The sequence below is a fragment of the Paenibacillus pinisoli genome, from assembly GCF_003605435.1.
Lineage (GTDB): Bacteria > Bacillota > Bacilli > Paenibacillales > Paenibacillaceae > Pristimantibacillus > Pristimantibacillus pinisoli.
Window position 1 is genome coordinate 81,927 of the sequence record NZ_QXQB01000008.1, and the last position, 19,716, is coordinate 101,642.

Below are 19,716 nucleotides of genomic sequence, written 5' to 3' on the forward strand. Positions count from 1 at the left end.
CAATGAAGACCTTGCTTGAAGTGAATAATTTAAGTGTCTCCTTTGATGTGTACAGCGGTGAGGTACAAGCGATTCGCGATATCAGCTTTCAAGTGAATAAGGGGGAAGCGGTCGCTATCGTTGGCGAATCCGGCTCCGGCAAGAGCGTAACGGCGCAATCCATTATGAGATTGAATCCCTCACCGCCAAGCCGTATCAAACAAGGCTCGATTAAATTCGAAGGACAAGAGCTGCTGTCTCTGTCTGAAAGAGAAATGCAGTCCGTGCGCGGCAACAAAATCGGCATGATTTTTCAGGATCCGATGACATCCTTGAATCCTACTCTTACGGTTGGCGCTCAGATCATGGAAGGCTTGATCAAGCACCAGAACGTAAGCAAATCCGATGCCAGAGCCCGTGCGATTGAGATGCTTAATCTGGTCGGCATTCCGAATCCGGAAGCACGGATCAAACAATATCCGCATCAATTCTCCGGCGGCATGCGCCAGCGTGTTATGATTGCAATCGCACTGGCTTGCAATCCTTCGCTGCTGATTGCCGACGAGCCTACGACGGCTCTTGACGTGACGATTCAAGCGCAAATTATGCGCGTGATGAAGGATCTTCAGCAAAAAATGGGCACTTCTATTATTTTGATTACGCATGACCTTGGTGTTGTTGCCGACGTATGCGACCGCGTTATCGTTATGTACGCAGGCCGTATCGTAGAACAGGGCACGAAGTGGGAGATCTTCTCCAACCCGCAGCATCCTTATACAAGAGGCCTGTTGCGTTCCTTGCCTCGTCTGGACCAAAGAAAAGACGAGCCGCTTATTCCGATTCCGGGCACGCCGCCGGATCTGATCAAGCCGCCAGCGGGCTGCAGCTTCTGCGCGCGCTGCGATGAAGCGATGAAAGTCTGTGTGGACAATGATCCGAATCTGCATGCAATCAAGGGAAGCGACTCCCATGCGGCTGCTTGCTGGATGCTGCATCCTTACGCCAATCGGGAGGTGCCGGTATGAGCTCCCCATTAGTTCAAGTCAATGATTTGCGCAAGTTCTTCAACTTGGGCAAAGGCAATATCCTGAAAGCCGTCAACGATATCTCCTTTGAGATCGGACGCGGCGAGACGGTTGGTGTCGTAGGCGAATCCGGCTGCGGCAAATCTACTGCGGGACGCACTATTCTCCGTCTGTACGAGCCGACTAGCGGAGGCGTTACATTCGACGGGAAGGACATCTACAAGCTGCGCGGCTCCGAATTGAAGGCTCTGCGCCGCAACATGCAGATGATCTTCCAGGATCCGTATGCCTCGCTGAATCCGCGCATGACGGTAGGCGATATTATCGGAGAAGCGCTGGATATTCATAATCTGGCAGGCAGCAAAGCCGAGCGCAAGCGCAAGGTAGAAGGCCTGCTCGATCTGGTCAACCTGAACTCGGACCATGCAACGAGATATCCGCATGAATTCTCTGGCGGACAGCGCCAGCGTATCGGGATAGCCCGCGCGCTTGCGGTAGATCCGAAATTCATCATTGCCGATGAGCCGATCTCTGCGCTTGACGTATCCATCCAGGCACAGGTCGTCAACCTGATGCAGGAGCTGCAACGGAAGATGGGTCTGACTTATCTGTTCATTGCGCATGACCTGTCCATGGTTAAGCATATCAGTGACCGCGTAGCGGTTATGTACCTTGGCAAGATTGTCGAGCTTGCGGAAAGCAGCGAGCTGTACGACAATCCTCGCCATCCTTATACAAGAGCGCTTCTGTCCGCGATTCCGATTCCGGATCCGAAGGTTGAAGCCGAGCGCGAGCGCATCGTCCTGAAGGGCGATCTGCCAAGCCCGATCAACCCGCCGTCCGGCTGCCAGTTCCATACTCGCTGCCCGATTGCGACAGAGAAGTGCAAGACTGACGCTCCTAAGCTGGCGGAAGTAAGCAAAGGACACTTTGCCGCTTGCCATTACGCATAAGAAGCCAATGAAGAGGCGAGAGAGGATGTTATTCATCCTCTCTCGCCTCTTTTAACGTTTAAGGCCCTCTGTCGTTCGACAGAGGGCCTTAAACGTTAATGCTGTGTTATTTTACCGTAACACGGATGGTCGCGCTCTTGCCCCCAAATGTGGCCTTAATCGTGGCCGAGCCCTTGGCGACTGCTGTGATTTTGCCGTCCTTGACTGTTGCTACGGTTGTTTTGTTGGACGTCCATACCGCGCTCGCCGTTGCATTCACAGGATTGCCTGTATAATAGACGGCTTGAACGCTTGCGTTAAAGGATCCGCCCGGTGCCAACTGCACTGTTTTGGAGGACATCTGCAGCGATTTCAGCTTCGGTGTAACGATAACGGTCACTTCGATCGGCTTGCCTTGATAGGAGCCCGTTACTTTGGTTGTGCCAACGTCGATTGCTTTGACGGAGGAGGCTCCGCTAATGGCTGCAACCTTGGTATTGCCGACCGCCCAGTCAATTCTGGAGCCGACAGATACTTTTTTGCCGTTTTTGTAATAGCCTGTTACCTTGATGGATTTCGAACGCCCCGGGTTAAGTTCGACCACAAGAGGGTCTACTTCCAGCTTCACAATCTCTTCCTCGATCTTCACGCGCACGGATACGGTCTTCGTCAGGTATGTGCCCGTCAGCGTTACTGTGGAGGCTTCAAGGCCTTTCATGCTGTCCTCAAGCAGAAGAATATTGTCGGAAGTGGTTTTCCACTCGATCGACTTGCTGATGTCGGCTTCCTCGCCGTCCTCATAGATGACGGTTACGGCCGGCAGCGTCGTGGATCGGCCCAGCACAATGCTTAGATCTTTGTTCTCCGCAATCAGCTTGACCGGCTTCAGATGCACAATCAGCTTAGTCTCGGCTTTCATGCCTTGAATCGTAGCGGTGAACGTTGTTTCGCCCAGCTCTTTGGCTGTCCATTCATTGCCTTTGATTTCAGCGATGTCGTCATCCTTTACAGTCCACTTTACCAGCTTGGATACATCAACGCTTGATCCGTCGAAGGTAGTTGCGGTCACTTTCGGAAGCGCGGCGCTGATGCCTTTGAATCCGTCGATCGTCTCTTTCTCTACCTTAAGCTTCGTAATGCTTGGGTAGACGGTGACATCAATGCTCTTGCTGACGCCTTTATGCGATACCGTGATTTTGGTCGATCCGACCGCCTTTGGCGTTACTCTGCCCTGTACGACGGTTGCGACTGTCACATCAGAGGATGTCCACTCGCCTTCAACTGTAATGTCATAAGACACATTGTCATTGTTCAGCACTTCTGCGCGAACCTGGAGCGGAGAATCCTGCAATTGCATATGGAATTCCTTCTCCGGGGACAGCTTAATCGATTGGTACGGTGTCCGTACTACTGCGGTAATCGAACTTGTAACGCCGAGATGGCTGACCGTAATGGTTGTTTTGCCGGTGCCCACGGCTGTGACAACGCCTTTTTCGACGGTTAGCACTTTTGTGTTGCCGCTTGTCCATTTTGCATCTTCCGTTACGTTCACCGTTCCGCCAGTCTTCGGCTCGGCAATCGCTTGAAGGATATGGTCGTCCATTCCGATCTCAAGCTCGAGCAGATCATTGGACGGCTTAGGCAGAATTTCAATGCCTTTGTAAGGAGAGACGACGGTCAATTTCACCGTATCGCTTTTTCCTTTGTACTTGGCAGTAATCGTGGTTGTGCCTGTTCCGACAAGCGTGATTTTGCCATCGGCAACCGTGGCTACCGATGAGCTTGAAGTTGTCCATGTAGCTTCGGTTGTAATGTTCGTCACGTTGCCTTGCTTCTTGCCGTCAAGAGTGAAGGTCAGCGATTCGCCCAGCTTGATGTCGTCGATCGATGCGGGAGCCGCTTTATCGTCCTGCATAATGATGACTTCATCATAGACGTAATCGGACGTAGCTTTGATCGAAGCGGTAAAGCCTTTATACGTAGCGCTGATCGTAGCCGTGCCTTTGCCGACGCCGGTCAATACGCCCTTTTCTACTTTGACGATAGAGCTGTTGGATGTTTTCCACGTAGCATCGGTGGTTACGTCTTTTTTGGACGCCGACCCTGACAGGCTTGCCAGTACAGATACATTAACTTTGTCATCCTCTACAAACATGACAAGCGATGATGTGCCTGAGTTATAATCCGACGAATCGTAATCCAACTCTATTCCGGTTATGGTATCCTCCGCGGCGCTTGCGACGCCTGCAAGGCTGGACATGACAAGGACGAACGCCATCATGGCTGCCAGCGATTTGCGCGCGTTCATAAGCGACTTGCCCCAACTTGAACTCAATTTCACTACATCCCTTTCCTTTCGTAGGTGGATTTTTATTCCTCTCTATATGTTTAACGGCAAGTAAGGGCCAAAAATGAACACGAAACGCTAGGCCATTGGTACGATATTGCGCAAATAATCCGATAGATGAGCCTTGTCGTCCGGCTGTCCTCGGCGGTCATTCTTAAACTATGTTAAAATGTAGCTTTACGCGAGACGCTCAGCATGACCTTTCGCAACCTAACCGTGAGCGCCCGGAAAGGAGCTGTATAGCAATGACAACTATGGATTGGATAATGGATAAGGTTGAAGTGTGGCGATTGCTCGATTTGGGCATGGCTATAGGCATATTTTTGCTGTTTATTTTGTTCCGCGGGCTATTTGTCCGTTTCTTGTTCAAATTTCTGATGAGAAGGCTGGCGAGATTGGAGCTGGCTGCGCGAGTGCTGGAAGCGTTCGAGAAGCCGCTCCGGGGGATATTTGTGCTGCTGGGGGCTTATTTGGCCATTCTCTATTACGTCCCGGCTCATTGGATGTCTCTGTTCGTTGTTCACAAGCTGTTCCGCAGCGGCATGATCCTGCTGATCGGAGCAGGCTTGTATAATCTGTCGGCGGCTTCATCCTTATTTATGGAAGGGGTACTGAGGCGCTTCGGAGGAGACGACTCCAGCATGCTGATTCCGTTCCTCTCGAAGGCCGTCCGCTTTGTCGTGATTGTGATTGCCATTACGGCCGTTATTTCGGAATGGGGTTTTAACATTAACGGGGTCGTGGCAGGCATGGGGCTGGGAAGCCTGGCGCTTGCGCTGGCGGCCAAGGATACGCTGGGCAATATTTTTGGCGGAGTGATCATTATATTGGAGAAGCCGTTCTCTAAGGGGGACTGGATTCTGACGCCGTCAATCGAAGGCGTAGTAGAGGACATCACGTTCCGCAGCTCCAAGATTCGCACATTCGCGGATGCGCTCGTAACGGTACCGAACTCTACTCTCGCCGACCAGCCAATTACGAATTGGAGCCAGATGGGGCGGCGGCGCATTACCTTTACGCTGAATGTGGCGCTGGATACGGATGCGGACCGGCTGACTTCGGCTATAGACCGCATTGAGCGCTATTTGATGGATCACAAGGAGATCGATAATGGGACGATTATGGTGAAATTCAATGAATTTAAGGAAAGCAGCCTTGGGATTATGCTTTATTATTTCACCAAAACGACGGCATGGAAGGATCATCTTACCGTTCGCCAGGAGACGCAGCTGGCCATGCTCCAAATTCTTAAGGAAGAGGGCGTTCAGCTGGCACTGCCAATTCAGCGCATTGTAATCGGCCGAGAGCGGGATGAGGAGCGGAGCGAAGGGAATTCAGAGGCAGGCTGAGAGTTGGCCGGCCCCAGGTAGCGTAGGCTCATTATTTTAAGAAGTTCATAATCAAACCTGATATTAACTTAAGTATTTTTTAAGTTTCACTTACATGCCTCTTAACGTTTGACGGTTATCTTGGTAACAGGTAATCAGTCGAGCGTATAGGAGGCTATTTTTTATGAAAACCAAGCTTTTTGTTATATATGGCGGCAAATCGGTGGAGCATGAAATTTCACTCAGAACGGCGTTTACGGTGCTGGGATCCATTGACCGCGAGAAATTCGAGGTATACCCGGTCTACATTACACAGGAGGGAGCCTGGTGCTGCTCCGGCGTGCAGCGGGAGCCGCGCGCAAGCATCAATGAGCTGGCGATGGAGCCTGAAGCCTCGTCTCCGCCCGAGTCAATGGGTTCGGTGCTTCTGCGTTATATGTCGGGCGAGGGCAAGAAAGTGGTTCTGCCGCTGCTTCATGGCTCGAACGGGGAAGACGGAACGATACAGGGGCTTATGGAGCTGCTGGACATTCCTTATGTCGGCAATGGCGTGCTGTCCGCTGCGCTGACGCTGGATAAAGCCGTGTCCAAGGGGCTGCTGGCCCAAGCGGGCATCCGGCAGACGGAGCATATCAGCTTCCGCCTGGAGCAGTGGGGCGAGGAGAGCGCTATGCTGCTGGATCAGATGGAGGAGGCGCTGGGCTATCCGTGCTACGTCAAGCCTGCAACATTAGGCTCCAGTATCGGCATAAGCCGCTGCGAGGACAGAGACGCATTGATTAGGGGTGTCGAGCTTGCGTTTCAATTCGATCGTAAGCTCGTAGTGGAGCGTGAGGTGGCAGGGCGGGAAATTCAAGTTGCCGTCATGGGCAACGAGCGTCCGCTTGCTTCCTTGCCAGGCGAATTCATTCATCGCCATCGTTTCTTCGACTTTGAATCGAAATATATGGACAAGGAACTGGTCATGTCGATTCCGGCAGAGCTGCCCGAAGACGTCACGTCCCGTATCAGAGAGTACGCCGTTCAGGCTTACCGGGCGTTATGCTGCTCGGGGCTTGCGCGGGTGGACTTCTTCCTGGATGCCGGCGGCAGCATCTATTTGAATGAAATCAACGCGCTGCCGGGCTTTACGGGAACTAGCATGTATCCCGTCATGTGGGAGCGTACGAACGGAACGGCATACAGCGAGCTTATTGAGAAGCTGATCGACTACGCTTTTATGCGCCATGCGGACAAGCAGACCGTTCAATACGCAAGGTGATGGATATGTACAGGGATACCAGAGCGGAAGTGAATCTCGGCGCGATTAGAGAGAATACGGCGGTGATCCGCCGGCTTATGCCGGAGGGAACGAGGTTGATGGCTGTTGTGAAGGGAGACGGGTACGGACATGGCAGCGTGGAGTCGGCACGGGCGGCTGTACAAGGCGGCGCTGATCAATTGGCCGTGGCCTACCTGGAGGAGGCGCTGCAGCTCAGGTCGAAGGGGATAGAACTTCCCATTCTGATCTTGACTCCGATTCATCCCTCAGAGGTGATGCTTGCTGTCCGGCATCAGCTTATGGTGACAGTGACACATGCAGAGTGGTTCCGGCAGATAGGCTCTCACCGAGACCAGCGCTGCAAGGAGAAGCTGAAGGTGCATGTGAAGGCGGACACAGGCCTCGGGCGAATCGGGCTTCGGACCAGAGAAGAATGGGATGAGCTTGTACCTTGGCTGCAATGGGATTTTGTCGAAGTGGAAGGGTTCTATACCCATTTCGCGACCTCAGCGAGAGAGGACACAGCCTTCCTGAAGAAGCAGCACGGCAAGTTCCTGGAGATGAAGGAGTGGTGCCGGGCCTCCGGTGTGGAGGTTCACCAATATCATTGCGCGGGCAGCAATGCGGCGCTCCGCTTCCCTGAGCTTGCTATGGATATGGTGCGGATCGGTGCGGCTTTGTTCGGCTTTTATCCGGAGGCGCTTGTGCCGGACATTCAATTGCGTCCCGCTTTAAGCCTGTATAGCAAGTTGATTCAAGTGAAGCGGCTGCGCCAAGGGGAGTGCATCGGATATGACAACTCTTACGTCGCTTCGGGGGATGAGTGGATTGGCACGGTGCCGATCGGCTACGGGGACGGCTGGTCCCAGAGCATGCAGGGCTCCGAAATACTGGTTGAAGGACGAAGGGCGGAGGTCGTGGGCAAGATCTGCATGGATCAGCTAATGATCCGCCTGGATCGTAAGTATGACACGGGCACGGAGGTTGTCCTCATTGGAAGCCAGGGAGAGGATCGAATTACGGTCAGGGAGCTGGCTCTGCATGCAGGGACTGTGCCTCAGGAGATATCGACACTGCTGTCAGGACGGGTTGAGAGAAACTATGCAGATTAGGGGGATAGATATGGAGAGAATCGCTGAGCAATTAAGCGCAGGGAAGCGGGAGGCGTCCTTCACGCTTCAGTTAGACCGGGAAGAAGTGCACAGAGGGCATCTGCTGCTGGTGAATGCGGACAACCCTGTGCGGACGGCAAGAGCTTGCCTGTCGCCAGTGACCTCTGCTGGCCATGTATATGCGCTTGAATCTGCAATCGAGCTGGAGGAAGTGTGCATGCGGCATTTGGCGGCATTGCTGGCGGCTGCCGAGGCATCGGATGACATTGTCGTCGTGAGCGGCTATCGGTCGCAGGAGGAGCAAAGGGCCATCTATGAGGGCTCTCTTCGCGACAACGGGCCGGAATATACGGCGAGCTATGTTGCGCTTCCGGGCAGGAGCGAGCATCAGACGGGGCTGGCTGTCGACGTAGGCGAGCGGAAGGCGGGTGAGCTGGACTTTATCGCGCCTTCGTTCCCTGATGAAGGCAAATGTCTGGCATTCAAAGAAGCTGCTGCTCTCTACGGCTTCATCCAGCGTTATCAAGAAGGGAAGCGGGCGATTACGGGCATCGCATGCGAGCCATGGCACTTCCGCTATGTCGGTACGCCGCATGCGCAGTGGATGGGGCGCCTCGACTACTGCCTTGAGGAATATATAGAGTATGTGAAGTCATTTGAATTCGAAGGGGAATGGCTTGAGTGGGATAGCGAAGGTCTGAGAGCCGCAGCTTACTATGTACGAGCCGAAGAAACGGGTCCGACGGAAATCCCTTTGCCAGCATGCGGAAGCTATCAAGTGTCGGGCAATAATGTGGACGGCTTTATTGTGACCGTATATGGGATGAATGAAGATGCAGCCGCGGGGCGCTAATCGAAGATTGGGCGGAATCGATCTCGTCAAGCTGGCCGCTTCCTTCCTCGTGATTGCCATTCATACAGGGCCTTTGCTGACTTATGACGAATATGCCGATTTTCTGATTACAGGCATTCTGGGACGATTGGCGGTGCCGTTTTTCTTTATGGCTTCCGGCTACTTGCTCTTCCGCAAGCTGAAGGGCAGCGGCAGGGAGGACCTCAGCATGGTCAACCGTTATGCGCGCAAGGTAGCCGTTCTGTATTTGGCAGCGATTATGATCTACCTTCCTCTTAATATTTACAAAGGAGACTTCGATCACGGCATTTCCTGGCCGGAGCTTGCAAGAGATATCGTGATGGACGGAACCTTCTATCATCTATGGTATCTGCCGGCGCTGCTGATCGGCGTCTATATCGTCTACGGCTTGTACCGGCTGTTGCCGCTATGGGCATTCAGTGCTGCAGTAGGCGCATTGTATGCGATCGGTCTGTTGGGGGACAGCTACTATGGACTAGCCGAAGGGACGCCGGCCCTGCATGCGATGTATGAATGGTTATTCGCACGGTTCGACTACACGCGCAACGGGCTTTTCTTCGCTCCTGTTTTTCTGGCGATGGGTTTGTTCATGGCGAAGCGCCAGGCCAAGCCAAAGATTCGCCATCTCTATTCTTTCGTATTCCTGGCCAGCATGGTCTTGCTGTTCCTGGAAGGCATCCTGCTGCGGGAGGCCGGCTATCCCAGGCATGACAGCATGTATATCGCATTGCTGCCTGCGGTATACGCTTTGTTCGGGATGGCGACGCAGCTTAAGATTGGTTCAACTCCCCGTACAGGAGCTATTGCCCAGTGGATCTATCTGCTTCATCCGGCCGTACTCGTTGCGGTTCGAGGGATAGCGGGGGCTGCAGGACTGAAGCCGCTGCTTGTCGATCATTCGCTTATCCATTACGCCGCCGTATGTCTTGCAACGGCAATAGTCTCTGTCGTTTTGGCGCGGCTTCTCGACACGCTGGGGAGACTGCCGCTGCGTCCGGCCAAATCCTTATAATCATAAGCTGCCTGTTAGCTTTGGAATGTTCTAATGATTCCGAAGGACAGGCGGCTTTTTTGGCATGGAGAGCTATTCGCTGAGAGGGGTAAATTGGGGCTTAGGTTTTTTTGAATTCCAGATGCAACGCTTTCTTTACAGTGCTATAATATATGGGATTGTGACCATGCTATAAGAGGTAGTTCAAAAAGTCGTCTTTTGATCACGAAGCCAGCCTAGAAGCGTATTCGACATCGAATCTTGCGTTCACCTTTGAAGTCCGGTGCTCATGTAGGTTTGCCTACACTCCGCTCCTCCTTCTTCAGGTTCTCGCAACCTTCCCGGATGCATGGGCGAGCAGTTCGCCGTCAGGCGAACGACCAGCCTTGGTGCTGAAAACCCGACTTTTTGAACACGTTCTATAAGCATGTCCGTCGAAAAGGAAATTGGGAGGAATTACGCTCCATGAGCAAACTGGTTATATGTGACCATCCCTTAATTCAGCATAAGCTGACGTTTATTCGCAACAAGGAAACGAATACGAAGGATTTCCGCGAGCTGGTGGATGAAGTTGCAACATTGATGGCTTACGAAATTACGCGGGATATTCCGCTGGACACGATTAAGGTGGAGACGCCGGTCGCGATTACCGATGCGAAGGTTGTATCCGGCCGCATGCTCGGCCTTATTCCGATTCTGAGAGCGGGCCTCGGCATGGTGGACGGCATTCTGAAGCTGATCCCGTCGGCCAAAGTCGGCCATATTGGGCTTGCGAGAGACCATGAGACGCTCCAACCGAAAGAATACTACATTAACTTGCCGACGGATGCGCCGAACCGGCTTCTGATCGTGATCGATCCGATGCTGGCAACGGGCGGATCCGCTATTGCCGCGATCTCTTCGCTGAAGAAGCGCAATTGCGATCAAATCAAGCTTATGTGCCTCATTGCCGCGCCTGAAGGCGTAAAGGCTGTGCAGGAAGCGCATCCCGATGTTGATATCTATATTGCCGCACTGGACGAGCGTTTGAATGAAAAAGGCTACATCGTGCCTGGACTTGGCGATGCGGGCGACCGCATGTACGGCACGAATTGAACATTTTCAGCCAACTATGATGTAGGAGTGGAATCTTTTGTCTAAACTAAAAGTAATGACGATTTTCGGCACGCGCCCGGAAGCGGTCAAGATGGCCCCGCTTGTTCTTGAGCTTCAGCGGCGCGAGGATGACATCCAATCCATCGTATGCGTAACGGCGCAGCATCGCCAGATTCTAGACCAGGTGGTTGATTTCTTCGAGATCAAGCCGAACTATGATTTGAACGTTATGAAAGAGCGCCAGACGCTGACGGAGACGACCGTACGGGTGCTGGAAGGGCTTGAGCCTGTGCTTGCGGAAGCGAAGCCGGACATCGTGCTGGTGCACGGCGATACGCAGACTACCTTCCTGGCCAGCTACGCTTCCTTTCTGAAGCAAATTAAAGTAGGCCATGTCGAAGCGGGTCTTCGCACCTGGAACAAGATGTCGCCATATCCGGAAGAGATGAACCGCCAGCTGGCGGGCGTGCTCTCCGACATTCACTTCGCGCCTACGGAATGGTCGGCGAACAACCTGCGCAAGGAGAACAAGTCGGAGGAGTCGATCTACGTGACGGGCAACACGGCTGCCGATGTATTCCAGTACACCGTCGATGAGTCGTTCGAGCATCCCGTCATTGAATGGGCGAGAGGCAAGCGGATGATTCTGATGACGGCGCACCGCAGGGAATCGCTTGGCGAGCCGCACCGCAACATCTTCCGCGCGGTGAAGCGCCTGGCGGATGAGCATGAGGATATCGTGTTTGTCTACGCCGTTCACCCTAACCCTGCTGTGAGAGAGCCGGCTAACGAGATTCTCGGCGATCATCCGCGCATCCGCCTGATTGAACCGCTGGATGTATTCGAATTCCATAATTTCTATCCGCATACGTATATGATCATGACCGATTCCGGCGGCTTGCAGGAAGAAGCTCCTTCATTCGGAGTTCCAACGCTGGTGCTTCGCGATACGACAGAGCGTCCGGAAGGGATCGAGGCTGGGACGCTGGAGCTGGTCGGCACGAATGAAGAGGATGTATATGGAAGAGCGAAGGCGCTGCTTAACGACAAAGCATTATATTGTCGAATGAGCCAAGCGGCTAATCCATACGGCGACGGCAAGGCATCGGAGCGGATTGTTGACGCAATCCTTCATCATTTTGGAAGAAGCAAGCAGCGCCCTGATTCGTTCACACAAAGTTCATAGTTTACGTCGGGGAATCGGACTAAGCGCAGAATATACAGCATACAGTGGCACTGTACGGTTTCGCGGCTTCAGAAACCTTGTAGTATAAGGGTTTTCAGCCTTTCGTTCACGGAAAAATCGCCGTTATTTCAATTGACAAACCTTGCGCCGCTTCGATAAAATAAATGAGGATTGACAGGGGTTGGAGCAATATGAATGGGAAAAGCAGCAGTGACAATCCGTGGAAGGCTGCCGCGCTAGTCGGGGCGCTGGGCGTGGATGTCGGGATTTGTGTTTTCTTGGGATATTGGCTCGGCCAGGCGGCTGGAGAACGCTTCGGCGATCCAAAGGCCGGAACGGTCGGCGGGCTGCTTGTTGGTCTGGCTGTCGGTATTCTTTCAGCCATTCTGATTGTCAGGAAGGTGTTGAAGGATTCCGATGGATAACATTTTTAAGATGGCGATGCGCGGGGCGCTTTTTTTTGCGGCTGCCTGCTTGCTGCTCTGGGGTATCTTTCCGGAGTGGAAGAGCGTATTCGCTGGTCTTCTGCTGGGCGTAGTCGCGAGTTTCATGAATGCGCTTTTGCTTAGACGCAGAGTGGAGATTGTAGGACAAGCTATGGCTAATCGCGGCATGCGCAAGATGGGGCTGGGACTTGGTAGCCGCATGGCGATGGTGCTGCTGGTTGCGATGGTTGCCTACAAATATCCGGAAACGTTCAACCTGCCGGCAACGCTTGCGGCAAGTATGGTGATGCCGTTCATTTTATTGGTATCAGCTTTGATTCACCAGAAACGACTTAACAGCGGAAAGGGGTGAAAAATTAACATGCATGAATTTCCGGTATGGGATGTAGGCGGCTTTCGAATTGATTTCTCAACTTGGGGAACGATTATCGTCACCATGATCATTACGTTCGCGCTTGCTCGTCTGGCGGTTCGCAATCTGTCGGTCGAGAATCCGTCCAAGATGCAAAACTTCATGGAATGGATTATCGAATTCGTTCACAATACCGTTGCAAGTACGATGCCGCTGGAAAAAGTAAAGCGCTACCTATCGCTAGGACTTACGCTCATACTGTTCATCTTCATCTCTAACTTGCTAGGTCTTCCGTTCGGTGTCGTGTTCGAATACTCGGAGCCTAATGCCTTCCTTGGCATTACGAATGAGCTGCTTGAGAAATATCATGGACACGTGCATATTGCCTTCTGGAAATCGCCAACTGCGGACTTGTCCGTAACAGCTGGCCTTGCGATTGTCGTGATCTTCCTGGTTCATTACCTGGGCCTGAAGGAGAACCGCAAGCATTACCTGAAGCACTATTTCGAACCATTCCCAATCTTCTTCCCTCTTAACCTGATCAAGGAGATTTCGAAACCACTGACGCTGGCTCTTCGTCTATATGCGAACATTTTCGCGGGCGAGGTTCTGATTGCAACGATCTTGATGCTAGGCCTATGGGGTCTCCCATTCCTCGCAGCATGGCAAGCTTTCAGTATCTTTGTCGGGGGCATTCAGGCTTTCTTGTTCACGATTCTTACGATGGTGTATATCTCGCAAGCGACCATTCATCATCACGACGAAGAAGAAGCGCATTAAGCATGGGTTTAAACCCCGTATAAGGATCGGTTCGATTACTTGCGCGGGATTAGTTATAAACAAGATCTGACATTAAATCTAAAAACCTATTTTTGAGGAGGATTTTTAAATGGATTACGGAGTTTTGGCAGCAGCAATTGCAGTTGGTTTGGGCGCACTTGGCGCTGGTATCGGTAACGGTATGATCGTAAGCAAAACAATCGAAGGTATCGCTCGTCAGCCTGAGCTTCAAGGCAAGCTGCAAACGACAATGTTTATCGGCGTAGGTATCGTAGAAGTTGTACCTATCATCGGCGTCGTTATCGCTTTCCTGGCGTTCTTCGGCTAATAATTAGAGACCTGGAATTGGCGGGGAAGGCCTAGCCCTCTTCGCCTTCGTTTTGATTACAAGCATGTAAGGAAGGAGTTGCAGCTATGGATAAGTTTATTTGGGAGTCGACAGTCTTCGCGATCGTTGCGTTTCTAGTTCTGTTATGGCTGTTGAATAAATATGCATTTGGCCCATTGTTCGCTGTTATGGAAAAGCGCAGACAGCTGATTCAAGAACAAATGAGCACGGCAGAAACAAGCCGCAAAGCGGCAGAGGCTTCGTTGGATGAACAGAAGGTTGCACTCGAGCAAGCGCGCAAAGAAGCTTATGCGATTATTGATCAAGCAAGATCGACAAGCACGAAGCAAGCGGACGAGATCGTACAATCCGCGAAGAACGAGGCTGCCCGTCTGAAAGACGATGCGCTGAAGGATATCGAAAGCGAGAAGAACAAAGCGATTGCCGCTCTTCGCACAGAGGTTGGCGGAATCTCCGTGAAGATCGCTTCCAAGATTATCGAGAAGCAAGTGGACGAGAAGTCGCAAGAGCAGCTTGTTGATCAATACCTGAAAGAGGTTGGAAGCAAATGAGCCGGGACACGGTCGTAGCGAAGCGCTACGCAAAAGCGTTGTTCGAGCTTGCTTCCGCCGCAGGAACTGTCTCCGAGGTTGAGGCTCAGCTTAAGCTGATCGCCGAAGCTATACAGCAGGACGCGGACATCGAGAAATTCCTCTCCTTGCCAAGCGTTGCTCCATCCGCCAAGATCGACGTATTGAAAGCGGCATTCGGCAACAACGTATCCGAAATCGTACTGGACACGCTGAAAGTACTCATCGCACGCGGTCGCCAAGCGATCATCGTGGAGGTATACGAAGCGTTCACCAAGATTGCGGGCGAGGCGCTCGGTCAGGCGCATGCGACGGTTTACTCCGCGCAGAAGCTGACAGACGAAGAGCTTTCCGGCGTTGCGGCGCAATTCGGAAGCATCACAGGCAAGAAGATCCTTGCACAGCAAATTGTCGAGCCAGCGCTGCTTGGCGGCATTCAAGTCCGCATCGGCGACCGTCTGTATGACGGAAGCCTGTCCGGCAAGCTGGATCGTTTACAAAAAACGTTAAATTCTAAAGCACTGTAGATAGGGGTGAACGAATTGAGTATCAGACCTGATGAAATCAGCACGCTGATTAAACAACAGATCGAACAATATAAATCCGAAATTCAAGTCGTGGATGTCGGCACGGTCATCAATGTCGGTGACGGTATCGCACGTGTGCACGGCCTTGAGAACGCGATGCAAGGCGAGTTGCTCGAGTTCGCGAACGGTGTTGTAGGTATGGCGCTCAACCTTGAGGAAAGCAACGTGGGTGTCGTTATCCTGGGTCCTTACACGGACATTCGCGAAGGCGACCAAGTTAAGCGTACTGGCCGCATCATGGAAGTACCAGTAGGCGACGAGCTTCTGGGCCGCGTAGTTAACCCGCTTGGCCAGCCAGTTGATGGCAAAGGTCCGGTTAACACAACGCAAACTCGCGCGATCGAATCCCCGGCTCCGGGCGTAATCGACCGTAAATCCGTTCACGAGCCAATGCAAACGGGTATCAAAGCGATTGACGCCATGGTACCAATCGGCCGCGGTCAACGCGAGCTTGTCATCGGCGACCGTCAAACGGGTAAAACAACGATCGCGATCGATGCGATCATCAACCAAAAAGGCAATGGCGTTAAATGTATCTACGTTGCCATCGGCCAAAAACAATCCACTGTAGCGAACGTAGTGGAAACGCTTCGCCGCCACGGCGCATTGGAATACACCATCGTTGTAACTGCAGGCGCATCCGATCCGGCTCCACTGCTGTATCTTGCACCGTACGCAGGCGTATCGATGGCTGAGTACTTCATGTACAAAGGCGAGCATGCCTTGATCGTATATGATGACTTGACTAAACAAGCTGCGGCATACCGCGAGCTTTCCTTGCTTCTTCGCCGTCCTCCGGGCCGTGAGGCTTACCCGGGCGACGTATTCTACCTGCACTCCCGCTTGCTGGAGCGCGCTGCGAAACTGAGCGACAAGCTCGGCGGCGGCTCGATCACAGCGTTGCCGTTCATTGAGACGCAAGCGTCCGACGTATCGGCTTATATCCCAACCAACGTAATTTCTATTACGGACGGACAGATCTTCCTGGAGTCCGACTTGTTCTACTCCGGTCAACGCCCAGCGGTTAACGTTGGTATCTCCGTATCCCGCGTAGGCGGTTCCGCGCAGATCAAGGCGATGAAGAAGGTTGCCGGCACGCTCCGTCTTGACCTTGCGGCTTACCGTGAGCTTCAAGCGTTCTCGCAGTTCGGCTCCGACCTCGACAAGTCGACGCTCGCTCGCCTTAACCGCGGTGCGCGTACGATGGAAATCCTGAAACAAGGCGTTAACCAGCCAATGCCGGTAGAGAAGCAAGTTATCTCGCTCTATACAGCGGTTAAGGGACACCTTGACGATGTTGCGCTTGAGAATATCTCCCGTTTTGAGAGAGAGTTCCTGGCATTCATGGACTCCAACCATCCGGAGATCGGCGCTTCTATTCGCGACACGAAGGATCTTGTTGCTGACAACGAGAAAGCTCTTGTTGACGCGATCAACCAATTCAAGAAAAGCTTCGCCTAGTAGAGTCGGCTTCAATGCGAGCGGCCATGTTGCCGTGCGGATTGAATCTCTACAGGCTTAGACATATTTCCCTACGCCCGTCCGCTTAAAGTCCGGGCGTAGGCCCTTACCACGCCCCGAAGGCATTCGAGGGCATACGAAGGCGGGTGAAACCAAATGGCAAAAGGCATGCGTGATATTAAACGCGAGATCAAGAGCAAACAAAGCATGAAGCAAATCACGAAAGCGATGGAGATGGTTGCCGCATCCAAGCTCAGAAGAGCGCAGGGAGCTGCTACCGCTGCCCGTCCTTACGCGGATAAGCTGAAAGAAGTTGTTGCTAGCATCGCCGCAGGCACAAAGGATGTGAAGCATCCGATGCTGGAGACTCGTCCGATCAAGAAGACGGGATATCTGGTCATCACATCCGACCGGGGTCTGGCAGGCGGCTACAATGCGAACATCTTGCGCAAAGTAACGCAAACCATTCAAGAGAAGCATACGTCTACCGACGAGTATGTATTGTTCGTGATCGGCCGCAAAGGCCGTGATTACTTCCGTCGCCGGAGCATGCCTATCGTTGAAGAAGTAGTCGGTTTGTCCGATGCACCAACCTTTGCAGACATCAAGACAGTTGCTACTGCAGCTGTACAGAAGTTCGCAGAAGGCGCTTATGACGAACTGTATCTATACTACAACCAATTCGTAAACGCGATTACTCAAATCCCGACGGAATCCCGTCTGCTGCCTCTGGATGAGATCAGCGAGGGTACGACGGTTTCCGCTTATGAATACGAGCCATCGCCGGAAGGCGTACTGGAAGTGCTGCTGCCGAAATATGCGGAGACGCTTATTTACAGCGCGGTACTGGACGGCAAGGCATCCGAATTTGGCGCTCGTATGACGGCAATGGGCAGCGCAACGAAGAACGCGACGAAGATGATCAACCAGCTGACGCTGACGTACAACCGTGCCCGTCAGGCTGCGATTACCCAGGAAATTTCCGAGATCGTTGCGGGAGCTAACGCACAATCGTAAGTTCATATAAGAAGGAAGCAGGAGGGAAAGCAATGAAAAAAGGACGCGTTGTATCCGTCATGGGTCCGGTCGTCGACCTTGAGTTCGAACGCGGCAACCTGCCGGAGATTTTGAACGCCGTCAAAATTGTGCACAAAGCCGACCAAGGCGGAGTGGACATTAACCTGACGCTGGAAGTAGCTGTTCACCTCGGTGACAACATGGTCCGTGCCGTTGCGATGAGCACGACAGACGGTCTTGTTCGCGGCATGGAAGTTGTAGACACAGGCGCACCAATCACAATTCCGGTTGGCGCTCCGACGCTGGGCCGCGTATTTAACGTACTTGGCGAGCCTATCGATGAAGCTGGCGACGTTACGTCGGAAGTCAATCTTCCGATTCACCGTACAGCACCTGCATTCGACGAATTGTCCACGCAAGCGGAAATTCTTGAGACAGGCATCAAAGTTATCGACTTGCTTGCACCATACGCAAAAGGCGGCAAGATCGGCTTGTTCGGCGGTGCCGGCGTAGGTAAGACGGTAACGATCCAAGAGCTTATCAACAACATCGCGCAAGAGCATGGCGGTATCTCCGTATTCGCTGGTGTAGGCGAGCGTACCCGTGAAGGTAATGACTTGTACCACGAGATGAAAGATTCCGGCGTTCTTCCAAAAACAGCGATGGTATTCGGTCAGATGAACGAGCCGCCAGGAGCGCGTCAACGCGTAGCCCTGACTGGTCTGACTATGGCTGAATACTTCCGTGATGAAGAAGGCAAAGACGTACTTCTGTTCGTCGACAACATCTTCCGCTTTACACAAGCGGGCTCCGAGGTTTCGGCCCTTCTGGGACGTATGCCATCGGCGGTAGGTTACCAGCCAACGCTGGCAACTGAGATGGGTCAGCTTCAAGAGCGTATCACATCCACGAAAAAAGGTTCTGTAACGTCCATCCAGGCGATCTACGTTCCTGCGGATGACTATACGGATCCGGCTCCTGCAACAACGTTTGCTCACTTGGACGCAACGACAAACCTGGAGCGTAAAATTTCCGAGATGGGTATCTTCCCGGCGGTTGATCCGCTCGCTTCGTCTTCCCGTATCCTTAATCCGGAAGTTCTGGGCGAAGAGCATTACAATGTTGCTCAAGGCGTCAAGAAGATTCTTGCTCGTTACAAAGAGCTTCAAGATATTATCGCAATCCTCGGTATGGACGAGCTGAGCGAAGAAGATAAAGTAACAGTTGGCCGCGCACGCAGAATCCAATTGTTCTTGTCCCAGCCGTTCCACGTTGCTGAGCCGTTCACAGGAACGCCAGGCAAATACGTACAAGTTAAAGAATCCGTTCGCAGCTTCAAAGAAATTCTCGAGGGCAAATATGACCACCTGCCGGAAGAAGCTTTCCGTTATGTAGGTGTCATTGAAGAAGCCGTGGAGAAAGCCAAAACGCTTTAATAGCGAAAGGCGGGAGGAATCCACATGAGTACCTTTCTGGTAGAAATCGTAACGCCTGAGCGTAAGGTGTATCAGGAAACGGCGAACATGGTTAGCGTAACAGGTGTTGAAGGCGAGCTAGGCATTCTGCCTAACCACATTCCGCTTGTGACGCCGCTGCGTATTGCTCCTGTAACGATCAAACGTGATGGCAAAGTCGATATCGTCGCTGTGAACGGCGGCTTTATCGAAGTCCGCAAGGACAAAATCGTAATTCTTGCTGAGAGCGCTGAGCTCGCGCAGGACATCAATATCGAACGTGCGGAAGCTGCGAAGCAGCGTGCGCAACAGCGTCTTGCTGCCAAGCAGGACGAGGTTGACTTCCGCCGTGCCGAGATGGCTATGCAGCGCGCAATGAACCGCTTGAACGTAAGACAAAAGATTTAGCATCGGTACAACAACCTGTAGGAGATCGCTTTGCAAAAAGCGGCCTCTTACAGGTTGTTTTTTTATAAGAACCATTCGAGTATTAAATACTATGGAAACTTTTTTGGGGCTTGCGTCTATAACCGAAGCTATAACCGGAGGTAGATCTCAATTCGTCCAATTT

Annotated in this window: 20 protein-coding genes; 19 read left to right on the top strand and 1 reads right to left on the bottom strand. The window is 52.6% G+C overall.

Features of this window, described 5'->3' with window-relative positions:
• The first annotated feature begins 2 nt into the window (after positions 1 to 2).
• Together D3P09_RS25575 and D3P09_RS25580 are read left to right on the top strand one after the other, a co-directional pair.
• Positions 3 to 1,004, top strand: a complete 1,002-nt coding sequence (locus D3P09_RS25575) for an ABC transporter ATP-binding protein (protein ID WP_120114278.1) — start codon at positions 3 to 5, stop codon at positions 1,002 to 1,004.
• The gene (locus D3P09_RS25580; RefSeq protein ID WP_120114279.1) at positions 1,001 to 1,957 is read left to right on the top strand and encodes an ABC transporter ATP-binding protein; all 957 of its coding nucleotides are present in this window, start codon (positions 1,001 to 1,003) and stop codon (positions 1,955 to 1,957) included. Before D3P09_RS25575 ends, D3P09_RS25580 begins: the two co-directional genes overlap by 4 nt.
• 106 nt (positions 1,958 to 2,063) lie before the next feature.
• Here the strand turns inward: D3P09_RS25580 and D3P09_RS25585 are convergent, their stop codons facing one another.
• Positions 2,064 to 4,271: an Ig-like domain-containing protein gene (locus tag D3P09_RS25585; RefSeq protein ID WP_133305059.1), complete on the bottom strand. Its 2,208-nt coding sequence runs from the start codon at positions 4,269 to 4,271 to the stop codon at positions 2,064 to 2,066.
• A gap of 257 nt (positions 4,272 to 4,528) precedes the next feature.
• Between D3P09_RS25585 and D3P09_RS25590 the strand changes: the two genes are divergently transcribed.
• The 17 genes from D3P09_RS25590 (at position 4,529) to D3P09_RS25670 (ending at position 19,553) form a co-directional block, all read left to right on the top strand.
• Positions 4,529 to 5,632: a mechanosensitive ion channel family protein gene (locus D3P09_RS25590; protein WP_243644500.1), complete on the top strand. Its 1,104-nt coding sequence runs from the start codon at positions 4,529 to 4,531 to the stop codon at positions 5,630 to 5,632.
• A gap of 163 nt (positions 5,633 to 5,795) precedes the next feature.
• A complete protein-coding gene (locus tag D3P09_RS25595) occupies positions 5,796 to 6,872 on the top strand; it encodes a D-alanine--D-alanine ligase family protein (RefSeq protein ID WP_120114281.1) in 1,077 nt (358 codons plus the stop codon).
• Between the two features lie 5 nt (positions 6,873 to 6,877).
• Positions 6,878 to 7,984: an alanine racemase gene (gene alr / locus D3P09_RS25600; protein WP_120114282.1), complete on the top strand. Its 1,107-nt coding sequence runs from the start codon at positions 6,878 to 6,880 to the stop codon at positions 7,982 to 7,984.
• 10 nt (positions 7,985 to 7,994) lie between these two features.
• Positions 7,995 to 8,837, top strand: a complete 843-nt coding sequence (locus D3P09_RS25605) for a D-alanyl-D-alanine carboxypeptidase family protein (protein WP_120114283.1) — start codon at positions 7,995 to 7,997, stop codon at positions 8,835 to 8,837.
• The gene (locus tag D3P09_RS25610) at positions 8,818 to 9,870 is read left to right on the top strand and encodes an acyltransferase (protein ID WP_165867586.1); all 1,053 of its coding nucleotides are present in this window, start codon (positions 8,818 to 8,820) and stop codon (positions 9,868 to 9,870) included. Before D3P09_RS25605 ends, D3P09_RS25610 begins: the two co-directional genes overlap by 20 nt.
• Before the next feature lie 444 nt (positions 9,871 to 10,314).
• Entirely contained in the window at positions 10,315 to 10,944 is a 630-nt protein-coding gene (gene upp / locus D3P09_RS25615; protein ID WP_120114285.1) for a uracil phosphoribosyltransferase, read from the top strand.
• 37 nt (positions 10,945 to 10,981) lie between these two features.
• Positions 10,982 to 12,130 carry a non-hydrolyzing UDP-N-acetylglucosamine 2-epimerase gene (gene wecB / locus D3P09_RS25620; RefSeq protein ID WP_120114286.1) on the top strand — a complete coding sequence of 383 codons (1,149 nt, stop codon included), beginning with the start codon at positions 10,982 to 10,984 and terminating at the stop codon, positions 12,128 to 12,130.
• Positions 12,131 to 12,321: 191 nt separating this feature from the next.
• Positions 12,322 to 12,555, top strand: a complete 234-nt coding sequence (locus D3P09_RS25625) for an AtpZ/AtpI family protein (RefSeq protein ID WP_120114287.1) — start codon at positions 12,322 to 12,324, stop codon at positions 12,553 to 12,555.
• Positions 12,548 to 12,928 carry an ATP synthase subunit I gene (locus tag D3P09_RS25630; protein WP_120114288.1) on the top strand — a complete coding sequence of 127 codons (381 nt, stop codon included), beginning with the start codon at positions 12,548 to 12,550 and terminating at the stop codon, positions 12,926 to 12,928. The genes D3P09_RS25625 and D3P09_RS25630 overlap by 8 nt, the downstream gene beginning before the upstream one ends.
• Before the next feature lie 9 nt (positions 12,929 to 12,937).
• Positions 12,938 to 13,708 carry a F0F1 ATP synthase subunit A gene (gene atpB / locus D3P09_RS25635; RefSeq protein WP_120114289.1) on the top strand — a complete coding sequence of 257 codons (771 nt, stop codon included), beginning with the start codon at positions 12,938 to 12,940 and terminating at the stop codon, positions 13,706 to 13,708.
• Positions 13,709 to 13,817: 109 nt separating this feature from the next.
• Positions 13,818 to 14,036: a F0F1 ATP synthase subunit C gene (atpE, locus tag D3P09_RS25640; protein WP_119802130.1), complete on the top strand. Its 219-nt coding sequence runs from the start codon at positions 13,818 to 13,820 to the stop codon at positions 14,034 to 14,036.
• Positions 14,037 to 14,122: 86 nt separating this feature from the next.
• Positions 14,123 to 14,608, top strand: coding sequence for a F0F1 ATP synthase subunit B (atpF, locus tag D3P09_RS25645; RefSeq protein ID WP_120114290.1), 486 nt, complete (start codon positions 14,123 to 14,125; stop codon positions 14,606 to 14,608).
• Complete coding sequence (locus tag D3P09_RS25650; RefSeq protein WP_120114291.1) at positions 14,605 to 15,153, top strand: F0F1 ATP synthase subunit delta; 549 nt, start codon at positions 14,605 to 14,607, stop codon at positions 15,151 to 15,153. The genes atpF and D3P09_RS25650 overlap by 4 nt, the downstream gene beginning before the upstream one ends.
• Positions 15,154 to 15,168: 15 nt before the next feature.
• Positions 15,169 to 16,674 carry a F0F1 ATP synthase subunit alpha gene (gene atpA, locus D3P09_RS25655; protein ID WP_120114292.1) on the top strand — a complete coding sequence of 502 codons (1,506 nt, stop codon included), beginning with the start codon at positions 15,169 to 15,171 and terminating at the stop codon, positions 16,672 to 16,674.
• A 156-nt stretch (positions 16,675 to 16,830) separates the two neighbouring features.
• On the top strand, positions 16,831 to 17,691 hold the full coding sequence (gene atpG / locus D3P09_RS25660) for an ATP synthase F1 subunit gamma (protein ID WP_120114293.1): 861 nt from the start codon (positions 16,831 to 16,833) through the stop codon (positions 17,689 to 17,691).
• 32 nt (positions 17,692 to 17,723) lie between these two features.
• Positions 17,724 to 19,127, top strand: coding sequence for a F0F1 ATP synthase subunit beta (atpD, locus tag D3P09_RS25665; RefSeq protein ID WP_120114294.1), 1,404 nt, complete (start codon positions 17,724 to 17,726; stop codon positions 19,125 to 19,127).
• A 24-nt stretch (positions 19,128 to 19,151) separates the two neighbouring features.
• Positions 19,152 to 19,553, top strand: a complete 402-nt coding sequence (locus tag D3P09_RS25670) for a F0F1 ATP synthase subunit epsilon (protein WP_120114295.1) — start codon at positions 19,152 to 19,154, stop codon at positions 19,551 to 19,553.
• Positions 19,554 to 19,716: the final 163 nt, after the last annotated feature.

Bases quoted from the DNA above. Each gene is read 5' to 3' on its own strand.
- alr (WP_120114282.1), top strand. From the start codon at position 6,878: ATGTACAGGGATACCAGAGCGGAAGTGAATCTCGGCGCGATTAGAGAG.
- D3P09_RS25595 (WP_120114281.1), top strand. From the start codon at position 5,796: ATGAAAACCAAGCTTTTTGTTATATATGGCGGCAAATCGGTGGAGCAT.
- atpE (WP_119802130.1), top strand. From the start codon at position 13,818: ATGGATTACGGAGTTTTGGCAGCAGCAATTGCAGTTGGTTTGGGCGCA.
- atpD (WP_120114294.1), top strand. From the start codon at position 17,724: ATGAAAAAAGGACGCGTTGTATCCGTCATGGGTCCGGTCGTCGACCTT.
- D3P09_RS25670 (WP_120114295.1), top strand. From the start codon at position 19,152: ATGAGTACCTTTCTGGTAGAAATCGTAACGCCTGAGCGTAAGGTGTAT.
- D3P09_RS25630 (WP_120114288.1), top strand. From the start codon at position 12,548: ATGGATAACATTTTTAAGATGGCGATGCGCGGGGCGCTTTTTTTTGCG.
- atpF (WP_120114290.1), top strand. From the start codon at position 14,123: ATGGATAAGTTTATTTGGGAGTCGACAGTCTTCGCGATCGTTGCGTTT.
- atpB (WP_120114289.1), top strand. From the start codon at position 12,938: ATGCATGAATTTCCGGTATGGGATGTAGGCGGCTTTCGAATTGATTTC.
- D3P09_RS25625 (WP_120114287.1), top strand. From the start codon at position 12,322: ATGAATGGGAAAAGCAGCAGTGACAATCCGTGGAAGGCTGCCGCGCTA.
- D3P09_RS25650 (WP_120114291.1), top strand. From the start codon at position 14,605: ATGAGCCGGGACACGGTCGTAGCGAAGCGCTACGCAAAAGCGTTGTTC.
- D3P09_RS25605 (WP_120114283.1), top strand. From the start codon at position 7,995: ATGGAGAGAATCGCTGAGCAATTAAGCGCAGGGAAGCGGGAGGCGTCC.
- D3P09_RS25575 (WP_120114278.1), top strand. From the start codon at position 3: ATGAAGACCTTGCTTGAAGTGAATAATTTAAGTGTCTCCTTTGATGTG.
- D3P09_RS25580 (WP_120114279.1), top strand. From the start codon at position 1,001: ATGAGCTCCCCATTAGTTCAAGTCAATGATTTGCGCAAGTTCTTCAAC.
- D3P09_RS25590 (WP_243644500.1), top strand. From the start codon at position 4,529: ATGACAACTATGGATTGGATAATGGATAAGGTTGAAGTGTGGCGATTG.
- atpG (WP_120114293.1), top strand. From the start codon at position 16,831: ATGGCAAAAGGCATGCGTGATATTAAACGCGAGATCAAGAGCAAACAA.
- upp (WP_120114285.1), top strand. From the start codon at position 10,315: ATGAGCAAACTGGTTATATGTGACCATCCCTTAATTCAGCATAAGCTG.
- D3P09_RS25610 (WP_165867586.1), top strand. From the start codon at position 8,818: ATGCAGCCGCGGGGCGCTAATCGAAGATTGGGCGGAATCGATCTCGTC.